This window comes from Kribbella amoyensis (assembly GCF_007828865.1).
Taxonomy (GTDB): Bacteria; Actinomycetota; Actinomycetes; order Propionibacteriales; family Kribbellaceae; genus Kribbella; species Kribbella amoyensis.
On the sequence record NZ_VIVK01000002.1, the window covers coordinates 1 to 18,946 of the forward strand.

12 protein-coding genes, 3 rRNA genes and 1 pseudogene are annotated in these 18,946 nt (G+C 66.9%); 15 read left to right on the forward strand and 1 reads right to left on the reverse strand.

Annotated features, from left to right (window positions below; genetic code table 11):
* The 6 genes and pseudogenes from FB561_RS39060 to FB561_RS30320 all read left to right on the forward strand — a co-directional run.
* A pseudogene (locus tag FB561_RS39060) lies at nucleotides 1-254 on the forward strand (hypothetical protein); the annotation flags it as partial.
* On the forward strand, nucleotides 254-721 hold the full coding sequence (locus tag FB561_RS30300) for a tyrosine--tRNA ligase (RefSeq protein ID WP_272952590.1): 468 nt from the start codon (nucleotides 254-256) through the stop codon (nucleotides 719-721). The pseudogene FB561_RS39060 and the gene FB561_RS30300, both read left to right, overlap by 1 nt.
* Nucleotides 722-1,287: 566 nt before the next feature.
* A 16S ribosomal RNA gene (locus FB561_RS30305) occupies nucleotides 1,288-2,807 on the forward strand.
* A 442-nt stretch (nucleotides 2,808-3,249) separates the two neighbouring features.
* Nucleotides 3,250-6,374, forward strand: a 23S ribosomal RNA gene (locus FB561_RS30310).
* Between the two features lie 150 nt (nucleotides 6,375-6,524).
* Nucleotides 6,525-6,642 (forward strand): 5S ribosomal RNA (gene rrf, locus FB561_RS30315).
* Together the 16S, 23S and 5S rRNA genes form the textbook arrangement of a ribosomal RNA operon.
* 1,220 nt (nucleotides 6,643-7,862) lie before the next feature.
* Nucleotides 7,863-8,801 carry a tetratricopeptide repeat protein gene (locus FB561_RS30320; RefSeq protein ID WP_145813480.1) on the forward strand — a complete coding sequence of 313 codons (939 nt, stop codon included), beginning with the start codon at nucleotides 7,863-7,865 and terminating at the stop codon, nucleotides 8,799-8,801.
* Nucleotides 8,802-8,817: 16 nt separating this feature from the next.
* Here FB561_RS30320 and FB561_RS30325 read toward each other — a convergent pair whose 3' ends face one another.
* The gene (locus FB561_RS30325; RefSeq protein WP_145813481.1) at nucleotides 8,818-9,975 is read right to left on the reverse strand and encodes a DUF1015 family protein; all 1,158 of its coding nucleotides are present in this window, start codon (nucleotides 9,973-9,975) and stop codon (nucleotides 8,818-8,820) included.
* A gap of 24 nt (nucleotides 9,976-9,999) precedes the next feature.
* Here FB561_RS30325 and FB561_RS30330 point away from each other — a divergent pair, with 24 nt between their 5' ends.
* From FB561_RS30330 to FB561_RS30370, 9 genes are all read left to right on the forward strand, one after another.
* Nucleotides 10,000-11,109, forward strand: coding sequence for an HAD-IIA family hydrolase (locus FB561_RS30330; RefSeq protein ID WP_145813482.1), 1,110 nt, complete (start codon nucleotides 10,000-10,002; stop codon nucleotides 11,107-11,109).
* Between the two features lie 84 nt (nucleotides 11,110-11,193).
* Nucleotides 11,194-11,604, forward strand: coding sequence for a polyhydroxyalkanoate synthesis protein PhaF (locus tag FB561_RS30335; RefSeq protein ID WP_145813483.1), 411 nt, complete (start codon nucleotides 11,194-11,196; stop codon nucleotides 11,602-11,604).
* 1 nt (nucleotide 11,605) lies between these two features.
* Nucleotides 11,606-12,337, forward strand: coding sequence for a hypothetical protein (locus tag FB561_RS30340; protein WP_145813484.1), 732 nt, complete (start codon nucleotides 11,606-11,608; stop codon nucleotides 12,335-12,337).
* The gene (locus FB561_RS30345; protein ID WP_145813485.1) at nucleotides 12,338-13,156 is read left to right on the forward strand and encodes a TlyA family RNA methyltransferase; all 819 of its coding nucleotides are present in this window, start codon (nucleotides 12,338-12,340) and stop codon (nucleotides 13,154-13,156) included.
* Between the two features lie 42 nt (nucleotides 13,157-13,198).
* Nucleotides 13,199-14,134, forward strand: a complete 936-nt coding sequence (locus tag FB561_RS30350; protein ID WP_145813486.1) for an NAD kinase — start codon at nucleotides 13,199-13,201, stop codon at nucleotides 14,132-14,134.
* A 2-nt stretch (nucleotides 14,135-14,136) separates the two neighbouring features.
* Nucleotides 14,137-15,861, forward strand: coding sequence for a DNA repair protein RecN (gene recN, locus FB561_RS30355; RefSeq protein ID WP_145813487.1), 1,725 nt, complete (start codon nucleotides 14,137-14,139; stop codon nucleotides 15,859-15,861).
* A gap of 128 nt (nucleotides 15,862-15,989) precedes the next feature.
* Nucleotides 15,990-17,171: a putative cytokinetic ring protein SteA gene (gene steA / locus FB561_RS30360; RefSeq protein WP_145813488.1), complete on the forward strand. Its 1,182-nt coding sequence runs from the start codon at nucleotides 15,990-15,992 to the stop codon at nucleotides 17,169-17,171.
* Nucleotides 17,168-18,112 (forward strand): copper transporter, encoded by a 945-nt coding sequence (locus FB561_RS30365; RefSeq protein ID WP_145813489.1) that lies wholly within the window; start codon nucleotides 17,168-17,170, stop codon nucleotides 18,110-18,112. Before steA ends, FB561_RS30365 begins: the two co-directional genes overlap by 4 nt.
* Entirely contained in the window at nucleotides 18,112-18,924 is an 813-nt protein-coding gene (locus FB561_RS30370; protein WP_145813490.1) for a hypothetical protein, read from the forward strand. Before FB561_RS30365 ends, FB561_RS30370 begins: the two co-directional genes overlap by 1 nt.
* The last annotated feature ends 22 nt before the right edge of the window (nucleotides 18,925-18,946 follow it).

Genomic DNA, 18,946 nt, shown 5'->3' on the forward strand with positions numbered 1-18,946 from the left:
AAGGAGCTCTACGGCGGTACGGATGCACCTTGCAGACCGGTGGTAGCGACCAGTGGGGGAACCTGACCGCCGGCGTCGAGCTGATCCGCCGGACGGAGAGCGGCAAGGCGCATGCGCTGGCGACGCCGCTGGTGACGAAGGCGGACGGGACCAAGTTCGGCAAGACCGAGTCGGGGACCGTCTGGCTGGACCGTGAGTCACATCGCCGTACGCGTTCTACCAGTTCTGGTTCAACACCGACGACCGCGACGTGATGCAGCTGATCCGCTACTACACGTTCCGCTCGGCCGACGAGATCGCCGAGCTGGAGAAGGCGACAGCGGAGCGTCCGTTCGCACGGGAGGCGCAGCGGGTCCTTGCCGAGGACGTGACGACTCTGGTGCACGGGCGGGACGAGACCGAGCAGGTACAGCTGGCGGCCGAAGGCGTTGTTCGGCCAGTCGGAACTACGCAGCCTCAGTCCGGACACGCTGGTGGCCGCACTCCGGGAGGCTCCGCATGTGGAGGTGCGGCCGGTCAGCTGCCGACTGTCGCCGAACTGCTGGTGGACACGGGCCTGGTGGCGAGCAAGTCGGCCGCGCGCAGAACGGTGGCCGAAGGTGGCGCGTACCTGAACAACGAGAAACTGAGCGACCCCGAGTACGTCCCGGTGGCGAGGACCTGTTGCCGGGTGGCGCGCTGGTGCTGCGACGCGGGAAGCGTTCGTTCGCAGGGGTTCTGACCGAGACCGCGGCCGGCTGAGCCTTCCCACAGACCCGGTGCCGGAGGCAAATTACAGCGATGTGATGCCTCCCACCGGGAACGGATTGACCGGCCACCTGCAAGCCACGTACTGTTCTTCTGTTGGAGCGAGGCGCGGGACGCGAAAGCGGCCGGTCGCTCCGAACCCCCAAAGGATCAAGCAGCCGAAACGCGTCTTCGGACTCGGGTCGGTAGCTCAGACGCGGGGCAGGGATCGCAAGAAACTCGGTCTTGACCGAGGGGATCGCATCCGGTAGAGTAACGCAGGTTGCCCGGGGATCTGGCCGAAAGGTCCGGTCGCGGTGTGCGCCCGATTTTTGAGAACTCAACAGCGTGCCGAAAGTCAATGCCGAAAGATGCATTAACCCCGTTCACAGGCATTGGATGATTTCTGACTCCCCTGGTCTTTTCGAGATTTTGGGTGTTGGGTTGTCTGTTGTGCTGTGGCGGATTCCTTTGAAATATTGATTCAAGTCAGTTTGATTGTTTCTGATTCAAGGGATCTACTCGATGTCGACTCGCCACTTTTGTGGTTTGTCATATTTTTCAACGGAGAGTTTGATCCTGGCTCAGGACGAACGCTGGCGGCGTGCTTAACACATGCAAGTCGAGCGGTAAGGCCCCTTCGGGGGTACACGAGCGGCGAACGGGTGAGTAACACGTGAGCAACCTACCTCCAACTCTGGGATAAGCCCGGGAAACCGGGTCTAATACCGGATATCACCAATTTCTTCATGGTTTTTGGTTGAAAGTTCTGGCGGTTGGGGATGGGCTCGCGGCCTATCAGCTTGTTGGTGGGGTAATGGCCTACCAAGGCGTCGACGGGTAGCCGGCCTGAGAGGGCGACCGGCCACACTGGGACTGAGACACGGCCCAGACTCCTACGGGAGGCAGCAGTGGGGAATATTGCGCAATGGGCGAAAGCCTGACGCAGCAACGCCGCGTGAGGGATGACGGCCTTCGGGTTGTAAACCTCTTTCAGCAGGGACGAAGCGAGAGTGACGGTACCTGCAGAAGAAGGACCGGCCAACTACGTGCCAGCAGCCGCGGTAATACGTAGGGTCCGAGCGTTGTCCGGAATTATTGGGCGTAAAGGGCTCGTAGGCGGTTCGTCACGTCGGGAGTGAAAACTCGGAGCTTAACTCCGAGCCTGCTTCCGATACGGGCAGACTAGAGGTAGGCAGGGGAGAGCGGAACTCCTGGTGTAGCGGTGGAATGCGCAGATATCAGGAAGAACACCGGTGGCGAAGGCGGCTCTCTGGGCCTTACCTGACGCTGAGGAGCGAAAGCGTGGGTAGCGAACAGGATTAGATACCCTGGTAGTCCACGCCGTAAACGTTGGGCGCTAGGTGTGGGGGACATTCCACGTCCTCCGTGCCGCAGCTAACGCATTAAGCGCCCCGCCTGGGGAGTACGGCCGCAAGGCTAAAACTCAAAGGAATTGACGGGGGCCCGCACAAGCGGCGGAGCATGCGGATTAATTCGATGCAACGCGAAGAACCTTACCTGGGTTTGACATATAGGGAAATCTCCCAGAGATGGGAGGTCCGTAAGGGTCCTATACAGGTGGTGCATGGCTGTCGTCAGCTCGTGTCGTGAGATGTTGGGTTAAGTCCCGCAACGAGCGCAACCCTCGTCCTATGTTGCCAGCACGTTATGGTGGGGACTCATAGGAGACTGCCGGGGTCAACTCGGAGGAAGGTGGGGATGACGTCAAGTCATCATGCCCCTTATGTCCAGGGCTTCACGCATGCTACAATGGCCGGTACAAAGGGCTGCGAAACTGTAAGGTGGAGCGAATCCCAAAAAGCCGGTCTCAGTTCGGATTGGGGTCTGCAACTCGACCCCATGAAGTCGGAGTCGCTAGTAATCGCAGATCAGCAACGCTGCGGTGAATACGTTCCCGGGCCTTGTACACACCGCCCGTCACGTCATGAAAGTCGGCAACACCCGAAGCCGGTGGCCTAACCCCTTGTGGGAGGGAGCCGTCGAAGGTGGGGCTGGCGATTAGGACGAAGTCGTAACAAGGTAGCCGTACCGGAAGGTGCGGCTGGATCACCTCCTTTCTAAGGAGCATTTGGCACTGGTTCCCGTAAGGGGCTGGTGTCTACAGGTCGTTTCTCGAGCGAGTGTCTCGGGGCGGCCGTGCTTCGGAATGTGGAACATTGACCATTAGATTCGGACCGATGCTGGGTGTCGTTAGTACTGCTCTTTTGTGAGCGTGGAACGCGGTGGCTGGTGGAGGAATGTTTCGAGGCGCGCTGTTGGGTCCTGAGAAATCGGGCCGCCCTGGAGAAGCGAGTTTTTTCTTCTTGGGTGGACGGTTTTTCTGGGTCGCAACCAACCGGGACCGTTGGGTTCGGGGTTGGTGTGTGGCTGGGGCCGGCTCTCACCAGACTGCCAGGTGTTCTTGGTTAGTGGTGGTTTCGGGGTCGGTTTTCCTGCCCGTATTTTGAGAACTGTATAGTGGACGCGAGCATCTCTTTGTAGTGTTTTGTTGTTTTTTTGTGACAAGCTACTAAGGGCAATCGGTGGATGTCTTGGCACCAAGAGCCGATGAAGGACGTAGGAGCCTGCGATAAGCCCCGGGGAGTTGGCAACCAAGCTGTGATCCGGGGGTGTCCGAATGGGGAAACCCAGCTGGCATTCTAAAGCCAGTTACCAGTGCCTGAACACATAGGGTTCTGGAGGGAACGCGGGGAAGTGAAACATCTCAGTACCCGCAGGAAGAGAAAACAATTGTGATTCCGTGAGTAGTGGCGAGCGAAAGCGGATGAGGCTAAACCATGTGCGTGTGATAGCCGGCGTGCGTTGCGTATGTGGGGTTGTGGGAGCATTCTGGGCCTAATGCCGTGGGTCCGAAGAGTTATAAATCATCGTTGAAGTCGAATCTTCTGGAATGTTGAGCCGTAGTGGGTAATGGCCCCGTAGGCGTAAGACGGTGACTCTTGAGTGTTTTCCCGAGTAGCACGGGACTCTTGAAATCTTGTGTGAATCTGGCGGGACCACCCGCTAAGCCTAAATACTTCTTGGTGACCGATAGCGGACTAGTACCGTGAGGGAAAGATGAAAAGTACCCCGGGAGGGGAGTGAAATAGTACCTGAAACCGGTTGCCTACAATCCGTCGGAGCATGCCTTTGGGTGTGTGACGGCGTGCCTTTTGAAGAATGAGCCTGCGAGTTAGTGGTATGTGGCGAGGTTAACCCGTGTGGGGTAGCCGTAGCGAAAGCGAGTCTGAATAGGGCGTTTGAGTCGCATGCTCTAGACCCGAAGCGGAGTGATCTATCCATGGGCAGGTTGAAGCGCGGGTAAGACCGCGTGGAGGACCGAACCCACCAGGGTTGAAAACCTGGGGGATGACCTGTGGATAGGGGTGAAAGGCCAATCAAACTCCGTGATAGCTGGTTCTCCCCGAAATGCATATAGGTGCAGCGTCGTGTGTTTCTTACCGGAGGTAGAGCACTGGATGGTCTAGGGGGCTTACCGGCTTACCGAAATCAGCCAAACTCCGAATGCCGGTAAGTGAGAGCGCGGCAGTGAGACTGCGGGGGATAAGCTCCGTAGTCGAGAGGGAAACAGCCCAGATCACCAGCTAAGGCCCCTAAGCGATTGCTAAGTGGAAAAGGATGTGGAGTTGCCCAGACAACCAGGAGGTTGGCTTAGAAGCAGCCACCCTTGAAAGAGTGCGTAATAGCTCACTGGTCAAGTGATTCCGCGCCGACAATGTAGCGGGGCTCAAGCAATCCGCCGAAGCTGTGGCATTCACACTTGTACCCGGCCTCACTTTCGGGTGTGGTCCAGGTGTGTGGATGGGTAGGGGAGCGTCGTGCAGCGTGTGAAGCAGCCTAGTGATGGAGTTGTGGATGCTGCACGAGTGAGAATGCAGGCATGAGTAGCGAATGACGGGTGAGAAACCCGTCCGCCGGATGATCAAGGGTTCCAGGGTCAAGCTAATCTGCCCTGGGTAAGTCGGGACCTAAGGCGAGGCCGACAGGCGTAGTCGATGGACAACGGGTTGATATTCCCGTACCGGCATTAACACGACCCGGCCGAACCCGCTGATGCTAAGAAACTGAATCCGTAAGGCCTTCGGGCTGCGTGGTGGAGGTTTTGACCCGAGGTGGTAGTAGGTGCACTGAGGAGTGACGCAGGAGGGTAGTCCAACCGCGGCGATGGTAGGCGCAAGCTGATCCGCGGGCAAGGTGGTAGGGCGAGGCATAGGCAAATCCGTGTCTCATATAGCCTGAGAGCCGAGGCGGACCCGTTCAGGGGAAGTGGATGATCCCATGCTGCCGAGAAAAACTTCGCAGTGAGTGTTAGAGCCGCCCGTACCCCAAACCGACACAGGTGATCAGGTAGAGAATACCAAGGCGATCGAGTGAACCATGGTTAAGGAACTCGGCAAAATGCCCCCGTAACTTCGGGAGAAGGGGGGCCTGATACGTGAGGCCACTTGCTGGCCGAGGCGTTGATGGCCGCAGAGACCAGGCCCAAGCGACTGTTTACTAAAAACACAGGTCCGTGCGAAGAAGTAATTCGATGTATACGGACTGACGCCTGCCCGGTGCTGGAACGTTAAGGGGACAGGTTAGTCGGTTTCGGCCGGCGAAGCTTTGAACTTAAGCGCCAGTAAACGGCGGTGGTAACTATAACCATCCTAAGGTAGCGAAATTCCTTGTCGGGTAAGTTCCGACCTGCACGAATGGCGTAACGACTTGGGCGCTGTCTCAACCATGGACTCGGCGAAATTGCATTACGAGTAAAGATGCTCGTTACGCGCAGCAGGACGGAAAGACCCCGGGACCTTTACTACAACTTGGTATTGGTGGTCGGTACAACTTGTGTAGGATAGGTGGGAGACTGTGAAGCTCGGACGCCAGTTCGGGTGGAGTCATCGTTGAAATACCACTCTGGTTGTTCTGGCTGTCTAACTTAGGTCCGTTATCCGGATCAGGGACAGTGCCTGGTGGGTAGTTTGACTGGGGCGGTCGCCTCCTAAAAGGTAACGGAGGCGCTCAAAGGTTCCCTCAGCCTGGTTGGCAATCAGGTGTCGAGTGTAAGTGCACAAGGGAGCTTGACTGTGAGACAGACATGTCGAGCAGGGACGAAAGTCGGAACTAGTGATCCGGCGGTGGCATGTGGGAGCACCGTCGCTCAACGGATAAAAGGTACCCCGGGGATAACAGGCTGATCTTCCCCAAGAGTCCATATCGACGGGATGGTTTGGCACCTCGATGTCGGCTCGTCGCATCCTGGGGCTGGAGTAGGTCCCAAGGGTTGGGCTGTTCGCCCATTAAAGCGGCACGCGAGCTGGGTTTAGAACGTCGTGAGACAGTTCGGTCCCTATCCGCTGCGCGCGCAGGAGACTTGAGAAGGGCTGCCCCTAGTACGAGAGGACCGGGGTGGACGAACCTCTGGTGTGCCAGTTGTTCCGCCAGGAGCACGGCTGGTTGGCTACGTTCGGGAGTGATAACCGCTGAAAGCATCTAAGCGGGAAGCACGCTTCAAGATGAGGTCTCCCACCGAGTTAATCGGGTAAGGCCCCCAGTAGACCACTGGGTTGATAGGCCAGAAGTGGAAGCACGGCAACGTGTGGAGCTGACTGGTACTAATAGGCCGAGGGCTTGTCACACACACCTTCCGGTGTGTAGAGACTTTCAACAAAACGTCAAGCTGCGATACGAGTTGTTCGCGTTCACTGTACGGTTCCCGGAATACGGTCAGAACCACGTACCAGCACTGGCTGGTACCCGTGTGGTTGTGGTTGATATTTCTATAGAGTTTCGGTGGCCATAGCGTCGGGGAAACACCCAGTCTCCATTCCGAACCTGGAAGTTAAGCCCTTCAGCGCCGATGGTACTGCGATCGGGAGATCGTGGGAGAGTAGGACGTCGCCGGACATTCACACTGTTAAGGGCCACCCCCCAGGGGTGGCCCTTAACATTTCCCGGGGTAGCTTTGGTCTGATCACCCCCTGGCACGACCCTTAGGAGTCATCGTGGCGACGCCACCTCACAACCCCCGTTCCGGCTCGGGCGACCGCCGTGATGCGTCCGGCGGTGCCGGCCGTTCCGGTCGGTCTGGCGGCGGGCGCTCGGACTCCACCGGGCGCGGCGGATCCGGCGGGTACCGAGGCAGCTCTAGCCGAGGTGACGGTCCTCGCTCCGGTGGTCCGCGGGCCGGTGGGCGCGGATCTGCTCCCCGTGGTGGTTCCTACCGCGACGACCGCTCCGGTGGGCGTGGGGACGATCGCGGCGAAGGGCGTACGGAGAACCGGCGCGGCTTTGCGGGCTCCCGTGGGGACGACAAAGCACAGCGCGATCCGTTCAAGGGACAGTTCGGCGGCCGCGACGATCGCGGCGCCGGGCGCTATGGCGACGACCGCGGAGACAAGCGCGGCGGTGGGTACAGCGGAGGTCGACGGGACGACCGCGGTGCGGGACGCTCCGGCGACGACCGCCGCGACGATCGCGGGGCCGGCGGATTCAGCGGTTCCCGGCGGGACGACCGCGGATCCGCTAATCGCGGATCCGGTGGATATGGCCGCGGGGACGACCGTGGGGCTGGTGGCTACGGCGGCAATCGGCGGGACGACCGGGGATCGGGAAGCTACAGCGGTGGACGCCGGGATGACCGGGGCGCGGGCGGTGGTTACGGCGGTGGACGCCGGGACGAGCGTGGAGCTGGGCGGTCCGGGGATGATCGGCGTCAGGGCGGTGGCTTCCGGCGGGACGATCGTTCCGGGTACCAGCGTGATGAGCGTTCCGGTGGTCGGCGGGACGACCGCTCTGGTTACCAGCGGGATGACCGTTCGGGGTACCAGCGGGACGACCGGGGGGCGCGGGACGGGGCTCGTGGAGAGCGCGGCGGGTTCCGGAGTTCGGAGCGGCCGAGTGCGGAGCGGGGTGCGTTCCGGCGGGACGACCGGGGTGGTGCGCGGGACGAGCGTGGTGGCCGTGGTGGGTTCCGGCGGGACGAGCGGGCCGGTGGGCGCGATGAGCGTGCTGGACGGACCGGCGGGCGTGACGAGCGTGGACGCTCGGGTGGCCGGGATGAGCGCGGTGGGCGTTCGGGTGGCCGGGACGAGCGTGGGCGCGGTGGATTCCGCCGGGACGAGCGGGTGGCCGGGCGGCGGGATGCCCGGGGCCGCGATCGGAACGACGAGGAGAAGGCCGGTCCGCGGCGGGACGACCCGGCGATTCCGGAGGGGATCACGGGAGCCGAGCTCGATCGGGGCGTGAAGGCGGAGCTGCGGTCGTTGCCGCGCAGCCTGGCGGACCTGGTCGCTCAGCACCTGGTCGCCTCGGGACGGTTCCTGGACGAGGACGCGGAGCGCGCGTACCTGCACGCGCGGACTGCTCGCCGACTGGCCGCGCGCCTCGGTGGAGTTCGCGAAGCGGTCGCGATCACGGCGTACCTGGCGGAGCACTACGACGAGGCGTTGACCGAATTCCGTGCGGTGCGGCGGATGACCGGGAACAACGAGGTCCTGCCGATGATGGCGGACTGCGAGCGCGCGCTCGGCCGGCCGGAGAAGGCGCTGGCGTTGTCGCGCGAGCGGGTCGTGCACGAGCTCGAGCCGGCGTCGCAGATCGAGATGCTGATCGTTGCCGCCGGTGCGCGCCGGGACATGGGGCAGACCGCGGCCGCGATCCAGACGCTCGACGTACCGGAGCTGTCCAAGCGCACGCGTGCCGAGTGGCTGCCACGACTGCGGTACGCGTACGCCGACGCGCTGGCGGAGGCTGGGCGGACCGAGGAGGCGCTGGTGTGGTTCCACCGCGCCGCGGGTGCCGACCAGGACGGCTCCACCGGTGCGGCCGAACGCGCTGCCGAGCTTGAGGGCCTGCACTTCACGGACCTCGACGAGGACCTCGCGGACGAGGACGACGAGGACCACACCGACGAGCAGCCCACGGACACCGACAACGACGTGACCGACGAGGCGGACGAGAAACCTGCGGACGAGCTGATCGTCGACGACGCTCTCGACGGCGAGGTCGACCTCCCCACCGACGGTGACGACACCACGGAAGCCAAGAAGGACGAGAAGGACTGACCGCGGCGGCCCGGAGTCAGTCGAGCGTGCGGAAGAGCAGGCCGACGCGTGGCTTCGGGCCGAACGAGGTCGCCTTCTGCGGCAGTACGACGCCCTGAGCGGCCGACCGCAGTACCTGGTCCATCCGGGGCGCTGAAAGCTCCACAGCGGCCTGTGTGGGCCCAGCGAGCGCCACGGCGTCCGCGAGTACGTGGTGGAAGCTCAGCTCGTCCGTGTCGATGTCCCAGGCCGGCAGCAGTTCGTCGTGCAACAGCGACACCGTCGGCTCCGGTCTGTGCGCCGTCGTGCGCAGCGTGACCCACTCTGTCCCGTCCGTGAGCGCGATGCGATCCGGTACGCCGTCCACTCGTCCCTGCAGCACCTCCCACCCAGCGGGCGTACGTTCACGGACCACGGCCAGCGACAACCCGGGTACGACCCGGTGGATCGGGTCCAGCGTGAGCGGATGGCGATCCTGGTCCACCAGCATCGCCAGGCCGACCCCGACACCCGGACGATCCGGCTGCCGACGGAGCCGTTCCAGGTACGCCGCGTACCGGTGGTGGCCGTCGGCGATCAGGGCCTCGTGCCGGCCGAGTTCCGCGGTGATCCGCTCGAGCACGAAGGGGTCGTCGATGCGCCAGATCCGGTGGTGCGCACCGTTCTCCGTGTCCGCGACCAGCCAGGGCTCACCCGCGCGGGCCGCGTCCACCGCGTCGCTGGCCGCGCCCCCGCCCGCGTACGCGAGCAGGATCGGCTCCAGGTCGGCGTCCGTGGCCTCCATCAACTCCAGCCGGTCGTCCACCCAGTGCGGCATCACGTCCTCGTGCGGGAGCACCACCCGACGGTCCGGATCGAGGCCGAGTGAGCCGACCAGACCACACAGCATCGCGTCGCCGAGACGCTGCTCGTACACGTACAGAGCGGGCCGCTGGTCCCGGACGACGATGCCGTCGTGCTGCCATCCGCTCAGCCGTCGCGCGGGCTCGTCGTACCGGCGCGAACCGAGGGCCGGATCGCGTGGAAGGATGAGCCTCACCATGTTGTGCAGATCAGAGTCAGTCAGCCGCCGGACCAGGGCGGGTTCCAGCACGTCGTACGGCGGCGACGTCACCGCGCCGAGCGCACTCACCTTGCCCGCGACGAAGCGCCAGGCCCGCAGCGGCTCCAGCCGCAGCATGGTGGCGTCAGACATGAGCGGCATCGTACGGGGGGACGGATGACCACGAAACGCGAAGCGCCCGCGCCGTTGTCGGCCTGTGACGAACCACTCGCCAGCCGGTACGACGTAGCCCTCCTGGACCTCGACGGGGTCGTGTACGTGGGGCCTGATCCGGTCCCGGACGCGTCGGAGAACCTGCGTAAGGCGGCGAAGGAAGGCGTCCGGATCGGCTTCGTCACCAACAACGCCAGCCGCCCGCCGGGCGCCGTTGCCGAGCACCTCACCTCGTTCGGCCTGGACGTGCTGACCGAGGACGTGGTGACTTCCGCGCAGGCCGCGGCCCGGTTGATCGCGGCGGACTTCCCGAAGGGTTCGCCGGTGCTCGTGATCGGCGGCGAGGGGCTGTACGCGGCGCTGGAGGAGTACGAGCTGCAGCCGGTGCGGTCGAGTGACGCGCACCCGGTCGCGGTGGTGCAGGGTTTCCACCCGGACGTGAATTGGGTGATGCTTGCCGACGGCGCGCACGCGATCAACGAGGGCGCGAAGTGGTACGCGACGAACCTCGACCTGACCATCCCCACCGCGGCCGGGATGGCGCCCGGGAACGGCACCCTGGTGCAGGCGGTCCGCGCGGCCGTCGGGGTCGACCCGGTCGTTGCCGGCAAACCCGAACCGCCGTTGCTGGAGACCAGCATCGAGCGGCTGGAAGCCAAGCACCCGTTGATGATCGGCGACCGGCTCGACTCCGACATCGAGGGCGCGCACAAGGTCGGAATCGCCAGCCTCTGGGTCGCGACCGGCGTGCATGACGCGCACGACCTGGCCCGCGCGCCCAAGGACCAGCGCCCGACGTACATCGCGGCCGGGCTGGGAGCCCTTGCGGAGAAGCAACCGGGCGTCAAGGTCGAGGGCGGCAAGCACAGCTGCGAGGGCTGGACCGCCGAGGTCGTCGACGGGGCCGTCACGGTCAAGGGCGACGGCGAGCCGTACGACGGGCTGCGCGCGATCCTGTCCGCCGTCTGGGCGGCCGTGGACGAACCGCCGAAGCCGGCCAAGTCCGCGGCCAAGTCGGTCGGGCGCGGCCGGCGTCCGTTGCCGAAGCCGGCCGCCGCGCCGGGCTCGATCGCGATCGACGCCGCGTTGCACCGGATCGGGCTGGACAAGTAGGTCCCCCAGGGGCCTGTGGATGTCCGGCCTGGTCTCGGGCGGCGGTCGCGATACCGTTGCTGGGAACGCTACGAGGAGGCAGTCATGGTGATGGACGCTCTGCGCGGGTACGTACAGCTCGCGAGTGGGCTGACCGAGGTGACCAGGCAGCGGGCGCAGCAGGCCGCGAAGGCGCTGCTGCAGCAGACCGGCGCGGACACGCTGACCACCAAGGTGTCCGACCTGGCCGACGAGATCGTTGCCACCAGCAAGAGCAACCGGCAGCTGCTGCAGGCGATCGTGGCGAACGAGGTGGAGGGCGCGGTGGCGCGCCTGGGCTTCGTCCGGTCCGAGGAGGTCGCCGCGCTGACCCGCCGGATCAGCCTGCTCGAGGCGCGGCTGGCCGAGGTCGAGGACGAGGTGGAGGAGCCGGTGGTCCGGCCCGCCAAGAAGGCAGCTGCGAAGAAGGTGGCCAAGAAGGCGCCGGCGAAGAAGACCGCGGCGAAGAAGGCGTGACGTGACCGACCATCCCGGCGAGCAGGTGCCGCCGTTCGACCCCGACGTCGAACCAGGGCACGAGCCTGATCCCGAAGAGCAGCGGGAGGCGCCGGACTACGACACCGAGCCGGACCCGCGGACCTTCGAGTACGAGGACACCGAGCAGTCCTTCGCCGCCTCGCTGGACGACGACGTCGCACCGCACGAACACGTCCAGCGCGACGAAGGCCTGGCGCCTCACGAGCAGTTCGCGCCGAAGCCGGGACCATCGGCGGGAGTCACGCCGCGGCCAGGGCCGCCGATCGGAAGTGCGCCCAGGCCGGGGCCGCCGTCGGGGTTCGCTCCGCGGCTCGGACCGCCTGGTGGGGTTGTGCCGAGGCCGACACCGCCCGCTGGTGTTCCTGCGGCGGCTGCCCCCGCTGAGTACGCCCGACCGGTCACCGACGAGACGGCCGAGACGGCCGAGACGCACGGCGGCGATGACGTACGCCCCACCGCCCCGGCGGTTTCGCACCACGGGCGTGCGGACGAGGCGCTGCCCGCCGATTCCAGGGATCGGTGGACGGACGACGGCGATCGCGAGGCGGAGCGGGACGAGGAGGGGCATCCGTTGGTGGAAGAGACGATGGCTCGGCTGGACGGGCTGCGGGACAAGCCGGTGTCGGAGCATGCCGAGGTCTACGGGGATCTGCACGAGCGGCTGCAGAACGCGCTGGTGGAGGCGGACGCCGAGAGCGGCGACCGCGGCTGAGTGGCCAAAGGAGCAGCCAAGCGGTCCCGGCTCGACGCGGAGCTGGTACGCCGTGGCCTCGCGCGGTCCCGCGAGCACGCCAGTGAGCTGGTCGCCGCCGGCCGGGTGAAGGTCTCCGGCACGGTCGCGAGCAAACCCGCGACCGGGGTCGGCGCGGACGCCCCGATCGTCGTGGACACGTCGGAGTCCGACGATCCCGGGTACGCCAGCCGTGGCGCGCACAAGCTGATCGGTGCGCTGGAGGCGTTCCCTCGGGTCCAGGTGAAGGACCGGCGCTGTCTCGACGCGGGCGCGTCCACCGGCGGATTCACGGACGTCCTGCTGCGCAACGGTGCCGCGAGCGTGATCGCGGTCGACGTCGGGTACGGCCAGTTGGTCTGGGCGTTGCAGACCGACGACCGCGTCACGGTGATGGACCGCACGAACGTCCGGACCCTCACCCTCGACGCGATCGGCGGCGACCCGGTCGACCTGGTCGTCAGCGACCTCAGCTTCATCTCACTCACCCTGGTCCTGCCCGCGTTGCTCGGCGTGGTCAAGCCGGACGGCGACCTCGTCCTGATGGTGAAACCGCAGTTCGAGGTCGGCAAGGAGCGGCTCGGCAAGGGCGGCGTCGTCCGCGACCCCGAGTTACGCGCCGACGCGGTCCGCGGGGTCGCGGCGAAAGCGGCAGAGCTGGGCTGGGGGATCGAGGGGGTCGCGGCGAGTCCGTTGCCTGGCCCGTCAGGAAATGTCGAATACTTCCTGTGGATACGGCAGTCGGCGCCGCCTCTCGATGAGACGATGCTCCGGACCGCCGTCGAGAGCGGTCCCCAGTGAGCGGGCCGGCATGGTCCGCGTGTCGATCGAAGGCAGGTCGGAGTGGTTGAGTCCGAGCCGCGGCGGGTGCTGCTGGTCACGCACACCGGGCGGGACGAGGCGGTCGAGGTCGCCCGGGCCGCGCACCGGCTGCTGACGGCGGCCGGTCTGCTGGTCCGGCTCCTCGGCGAGGAGGCCGACGCGCTCGCGCTGGACCCGGTCGAGATCGCCGACGACCCGGACAAGGCGGCGCTGGACGTCGAGCTGATCATCGTGCTCGGCGGTGACGGCTCGATCCTGCGCGCCGCCGAACTGGCCCGGCCGCACGGCACGCCGGTGCTCGGCGTCAATCTCGGCCATGTCGGCTTCCTGGCCGAGGCCGAGGTGGACGACCTGGAGCGGATCGTCGAGGTGGTGGTCGACCGCAGCTACACGGTCGAGGAGCGGATGACGCTCGCGGTCGACGTGTTCGTCGACGACGAGCCGATCTTCCAGACCTGGGCGCTGAACGAGGCGAGCGTCGAGAAGGCCGCCCGGGAGCGGATGCTCGAGGTGATGGTCGGGGTCGACGGCCGCCCGTTGTCCCGCTGGGGCTGCGACGGGGTCGTGGTCGCCACGCCGACCGGCAGTACGGCGTACGCGTTCTCCGGCGGCGGGCCGATCGTCTGGCCCGAGGTGGAGGCGATCCTGCTGGTGCCGTTGAGCGCGCACGCGTTGTTCTCCCGGCCGATCGTGGTGGCGCCGACGTCCCAGCTGTCGGTCGAGCTGGTCGCCGCCTGGCACGGGCGCGGGGTGCTGTGGTGCGACGGCCGCCGGATGGTGGAGGTACCGCCGGGCGCGCGGATCCAGGTCCGCCGCGGCCGGACCCCGGTCCGGCTGGCCCGGGCGCACGAGTCGTCCTTCACCGACCGGCTGGTCGCCAAGTTCGACCTGCCGGTGCTCGGCTGGCGGGGCGCCGCCGAGCGCAAGCGCAACCGAAGCGCCAAAGAGGAGTCGTAGGCATGCTCTCGGAGATCCGCATCACCGGACTGGGCGTGATCGAGGACGCCACCCTCGACCTCGATCCGGGCTTCACCGCGGTCACCGGTGAGACCGGGGCCGGCAAGACGATGGTCGTCACCGGGGTGAACATGCTGCTCGGCGGTCGCGCGGACAGCGGCCTGGTCCGGCACGGCACCCGCCGCGCCCGGGTCGAGGGCCGGGCCAGCGCGTTGCCGAAGTCGATCCTGCGGCAGACCGAGGAGCGCGGCGGCGAGCTGGACGACGACGAACTGCTGATCGCCCGCGAGCTGTCGTCGGAGGGCCGGTCCAGGGCGTTCCTGGGCGGCGCGTCCGTGCCGGTCTCGGTGCTCGGCGACGTCTCCGGCGACCTGGTCGCGATCCACGGCCAGGCCGACCAGTGGCGGCTGCTGCAGCCGGCCCGGCAGCGGGAGACGCTGGACACGTTCGCGGGCAAGAAGGTGCTCGGTCCGCTGGACGAGTACGCCGCGGCGTACAAGCGGCACCGTGACGTCGAGGCGGAGCTGACCGAGCTGACCACGCGGCAGCGCGATCGGCTGGCCGAGGCGGACCTGCTCCGCTTCGGGCTCGACGAGATCGCCAAGCTCGAACCGTTGCCGGGTGAGGACACCGAGCTGGCCGCCGAGGAGGATCGGCTCGCGTACGCCGACGGCCTGCGCACCGCGGCCACGACGGCGGCCGGCGCCCTGGCTGCCGAGGACCTCGAGGCCACCCGTCCCGGCGACGTGCTCGGCCTGCTCGCCCTGGCCAAGCAGGCCCTCGACGGCGAACGCGAGCACGACCAGAAGCTCGCCGAACTGGCCGACCGGACCAGCGAACTCGGGTACCTGGCCGCCGACCTGGCCGGCGAGCTGTCGTCGTACGCCGCGGACGTGGACACCGATCCCGCCCGGCTGGCCGTGGTGAGCGAACGCCGCGCCGTCCTGACGAACCTGGTCCGCAAGTACGGCGGCGACGAGGGCACCGTGGACGAGGTGCTCGACTGGGGCAAGCGCTCCGCGGTCCGGTTGGCCGACCTGGACGGCAGCGACGAGCGGGTCGAGCTCCTGAACGCCGAGCTGGCCGAGTTGCGGGCGCGGCTCGCCGATCTCGGTCAGCAGATGCGGGCCGCGCGGCAGGAAGCGGGCGAGCGGCTCGGGGTCGCGGTCTCCAAGGAGCTGACCGGCCTCGCGATGCCGCACGCGACGCTGACCGTCGAGGTGCACGAGACCACGCCCGGGCCGTTCGGCATCGACGAGGTGGAGTTCTGCTTCGCGGCGAACCCGGGCAGCCCGGCGCGTCCGCTGCAGAAGGCGGCGTCCGGGGGTGAGCTCTCCCGGGTGATGCTCGCCCTCGAGGTGATCCTGTCCGACACGCACAAGGTGCCGACGCTCGTTTTCGACGAGATCGACGCCGGGATCGGTGGCCGGGCCGCGGTCGAGGTCGGCAAGCGGCTGGCCCGGCTGGCCGAGAAGGCCCAGGTGATCGTGGTGACGCACCTGCCGCAGGTGGCCGCGTTCGCGGACCGTCACGCGGTCGTGCTGAAGAGCGACGACGGCTCGGTGACGACCAGCGGCCTGGTCGCCCTGGACGACGACGCCCGGCTGAAGGAACTGTCCCGGATGATGGCCGGCCTGGAGAACTCCGACGCGGCCCAGGCCCACGCCGAGGAGCTGCTCGCGCTGGCCGCGGAACGCCGCCGGAAACCGGCCAAGAAGAAGCGCTGAGCACGCAACCCGGCCCTCGTTCAAAAGAATGATTTGACGCACAGTCACCGGAGTTCCGGACGGTGATTGTCCTCGGCGGCCCGAAATTGGCCGGTCGAGGGCTCTTGACATGGCAGGATGAGAGCGCGATGAAACTGCCCAGCCTGCGCAAAGCACGCCCTACTGAACTGCCCGGGATCGCCGGGGTGGTCCGGCTGGACCGCCGTACCAAAAACCTCACCAAGCGACTGAAGCCCGGCGAGATCGCCGTCATCGACCACGTGGACCTGGACCGGGTCAGTGCCGAGGCGCTGGTGGACTGCCGGGTCGCCGCCGTCCTGAACGTCGCCGACTCGATCAGCGGCCGGTACCCGAACCTCGGCCCGGAGATCCTGGTCGAGGCCGGCATCCCGCTGGTCGACGGGGTCGGCCGTGAGGTCTTCTCGACCCTGCACGAGGGCGAGCGGGTCCGGCTGCACGACGGCACCCTGTACCGCGGCGAGGAGGTGGTCGCGAAGGGCGTCTCGCAGGACAGCCAGACGGTGGCGGAGCTGATGGACGACGCCCGCGCCGGGCTGTCCACCCAGCTGGAGGCGTTCACCGCCAACACGCTGGAGTACCTCCGCCGCGAACGCGACCTGCTGCTCGACGGCGTCGGCATTCCGAGCATCCACACCCCGATGGAGGGCCGGCACGTCCTGATCGTGGTCCGCGGGTACGACTACCGCGAGGACCTGGTCGCGCTGCGCCCGTACATCCGCGAGTACCGGCCGGTGCTGATCGGGGTCGACGGCGGCGCGGACGCGCTGGTCGAGAACGGGTACGTCCCCGATCTCATCGTCGGCGACATGGACTCGGTCAGTGACGACACGCTGAAGTGCGGCGCGGAGGCCGTCGTGCACGCGTACCGCGACGGCCGCGCGCCCGGCTCGGAGCGGCTGGAGCGGCTCGGCGTCGACTCGATCGAGTTCCCGGCCACCGGCACCAGCGAGGACGTCGCGATGCTGCTGGCCGATTCCAAGGGCGCCTCGCTGATCGTCGCGGTCGGCACCCACAACTCGCTGGTGGAGTTCCTCGACAAGGGCCGCTCCGGGATGGCCAGCACCTTCATCACCCGCTTGCGCGTCGGTGCCAAGCTGGTGGATGCCAAGGGGGTGGGCCGGTTGTACCGCAGCCGCGTCTCCACCACCCAGGTGGTCGCGTTGATCGTGGCCGGCCTGTTCGCGCTCGGGGTGGCGATGGTCGCCGCCGGAGCCGACGACGTGCTCTGGTCGATCCTGCGGGCGCGCTGGAACGACCTCGTCTACTGGATCCGGGAGCTGTTCACGTGATCGACTTTCGCTACCACATCGTCTCGATCGTGGCGATCTTCTTCGCCCTCGGCGCCGGCGTGGTGCTGGGCGCCGGCCCGTTGAAGGGCACCGGCAGCGAGGTGATCCAGAGCCAGGCGAACAAGGACCGCGCGGCCCTGGAGGACGCCCGGGCCCAGCTGATCCAGGCCAAGGCGCTGGACAAGTACCGCGACGACTACGTGGCCAAGGTGACCGCCGGGCTGACCGACGGCAAGCTGGCGAACAAGAAGGTCGCCGTGGTGACCATGCCGAACGCCGACAACGACATGACGAACGCGCTCGCGGACTCGGTGGAGAAGGCCGGCGGGCAGGTCACCACCCGGGTCTCGCTGGACAGCAAGCTGTTCGACCCGGGGCAGCGCCAGCTGGTCGAGCCGCTGGTGAACGAGCTCGTCACCGCCGACATCACCTTCCCGGCCGACAGCAACACCTACCAGCGGGCCGGCCTGATCCTGGCCCGCGGCATCGTCGCGCCGGACGAGGGCAAGCCGGTCGACGGCGAGTCCACCAAGATCCTCAGCGGCCTGACCGGGTCGAAGCTGCTGGCCCTGAAGCCGACGCCGAAGGACCGGGCCAGCCTGGTCGTCGTGGTGGCCGGGGTGCCGCCGACGCCGGCTCCGGACAACGCGACGTACGACGACGCGGTCGACTTCGCCGAGGGCCTGGACCAGGGCAGCGCCGGTGTCGTGGTCGCCGGGATGCCGGAGAGCGCGCAGAACGGCGGCATGCTCAAGACGTTGCGCAGTGACTCCGAAGCCACCAAGATCGTTTCCTCGGTGGACGTGGCGAACATGCCGTCCGGGCAGGCGACGGTCGTCTTCGCCCTGGTCGAGCAGGCGGGTGGCAAGGCCGGACAGTACGGCGGTGTCGACGCCAAGAACGGTGTCGCCCCGTCCGCGGTCCAGGCGAAGGAGAACTGATGGGGTTTCTGGGCGCGGTGGTGGCTGCTGCTGCCACCGCGGGGCTCGAGCGTGCCGCGGCGAAGCTGCCGAAGGAGAACCGCGAGCCCTTCGAACGCCTCAACCACCGCGGCGAGACCGTCACCCTGCTGGAGGGCCCGGTCGCCGTCCTCGGTGCGTTGGCGGGCGTCGCCGCCAGTGGCGCGAACGGCAAGGTGAAGGCCGCCGCGTTGCTGGCCGGCTCGGTGTCGGGTGCGGTCGGCGCGTACGACGATCTCGCGGGAGCCACTGAAACCAAGGGGTTCCGCGGCCACCTCTCCGCGTTGAAGCGGGGCGAGGTGACCAGCGGCGCGGTCAAGATCCTGGGGGTCGGTGCGGCCGGACTCGCCGCCGCGGCCCTGTTGCCGCGCCGGTCCAAGGGCGTCGGCGCGGTCGCGGAGATCGTTGCCGACGGCGCCCTGATCGCCGGCACCGCGAACCTCGCCAACCTGCTCGACCTGCGTCCTGGTCGCGCGCTCAAGGCCGTCACCGCGGTGACCGCTCCGGTGGCCCTGGCCGGGAGCGGTCCCGCCGCTGCCGTGGTCGGTGCCGCGGCTGCTGCGGCACCGTCGGACCTGGGGGAGCGGTCGATGCTTGGTGACTGCGGTGCGAACGGCCTCGGCGCGATCACCGGTACGGCGCTCGCCGCGTCGCTGCCGCGGCCGCTGAAGGTCCTCGCGCTCGGCGCGGTCGTCGCGCTGAACCTGGCGAGCGAGAAGGTCAGCTTCACCAAGGTGATCGCGAACACCCCGGCGCTGGACAAGGTCGACCAATGGGGCCGGCGCCCCCGGTGAGGGGCTCGGCACTGTTCGAGGT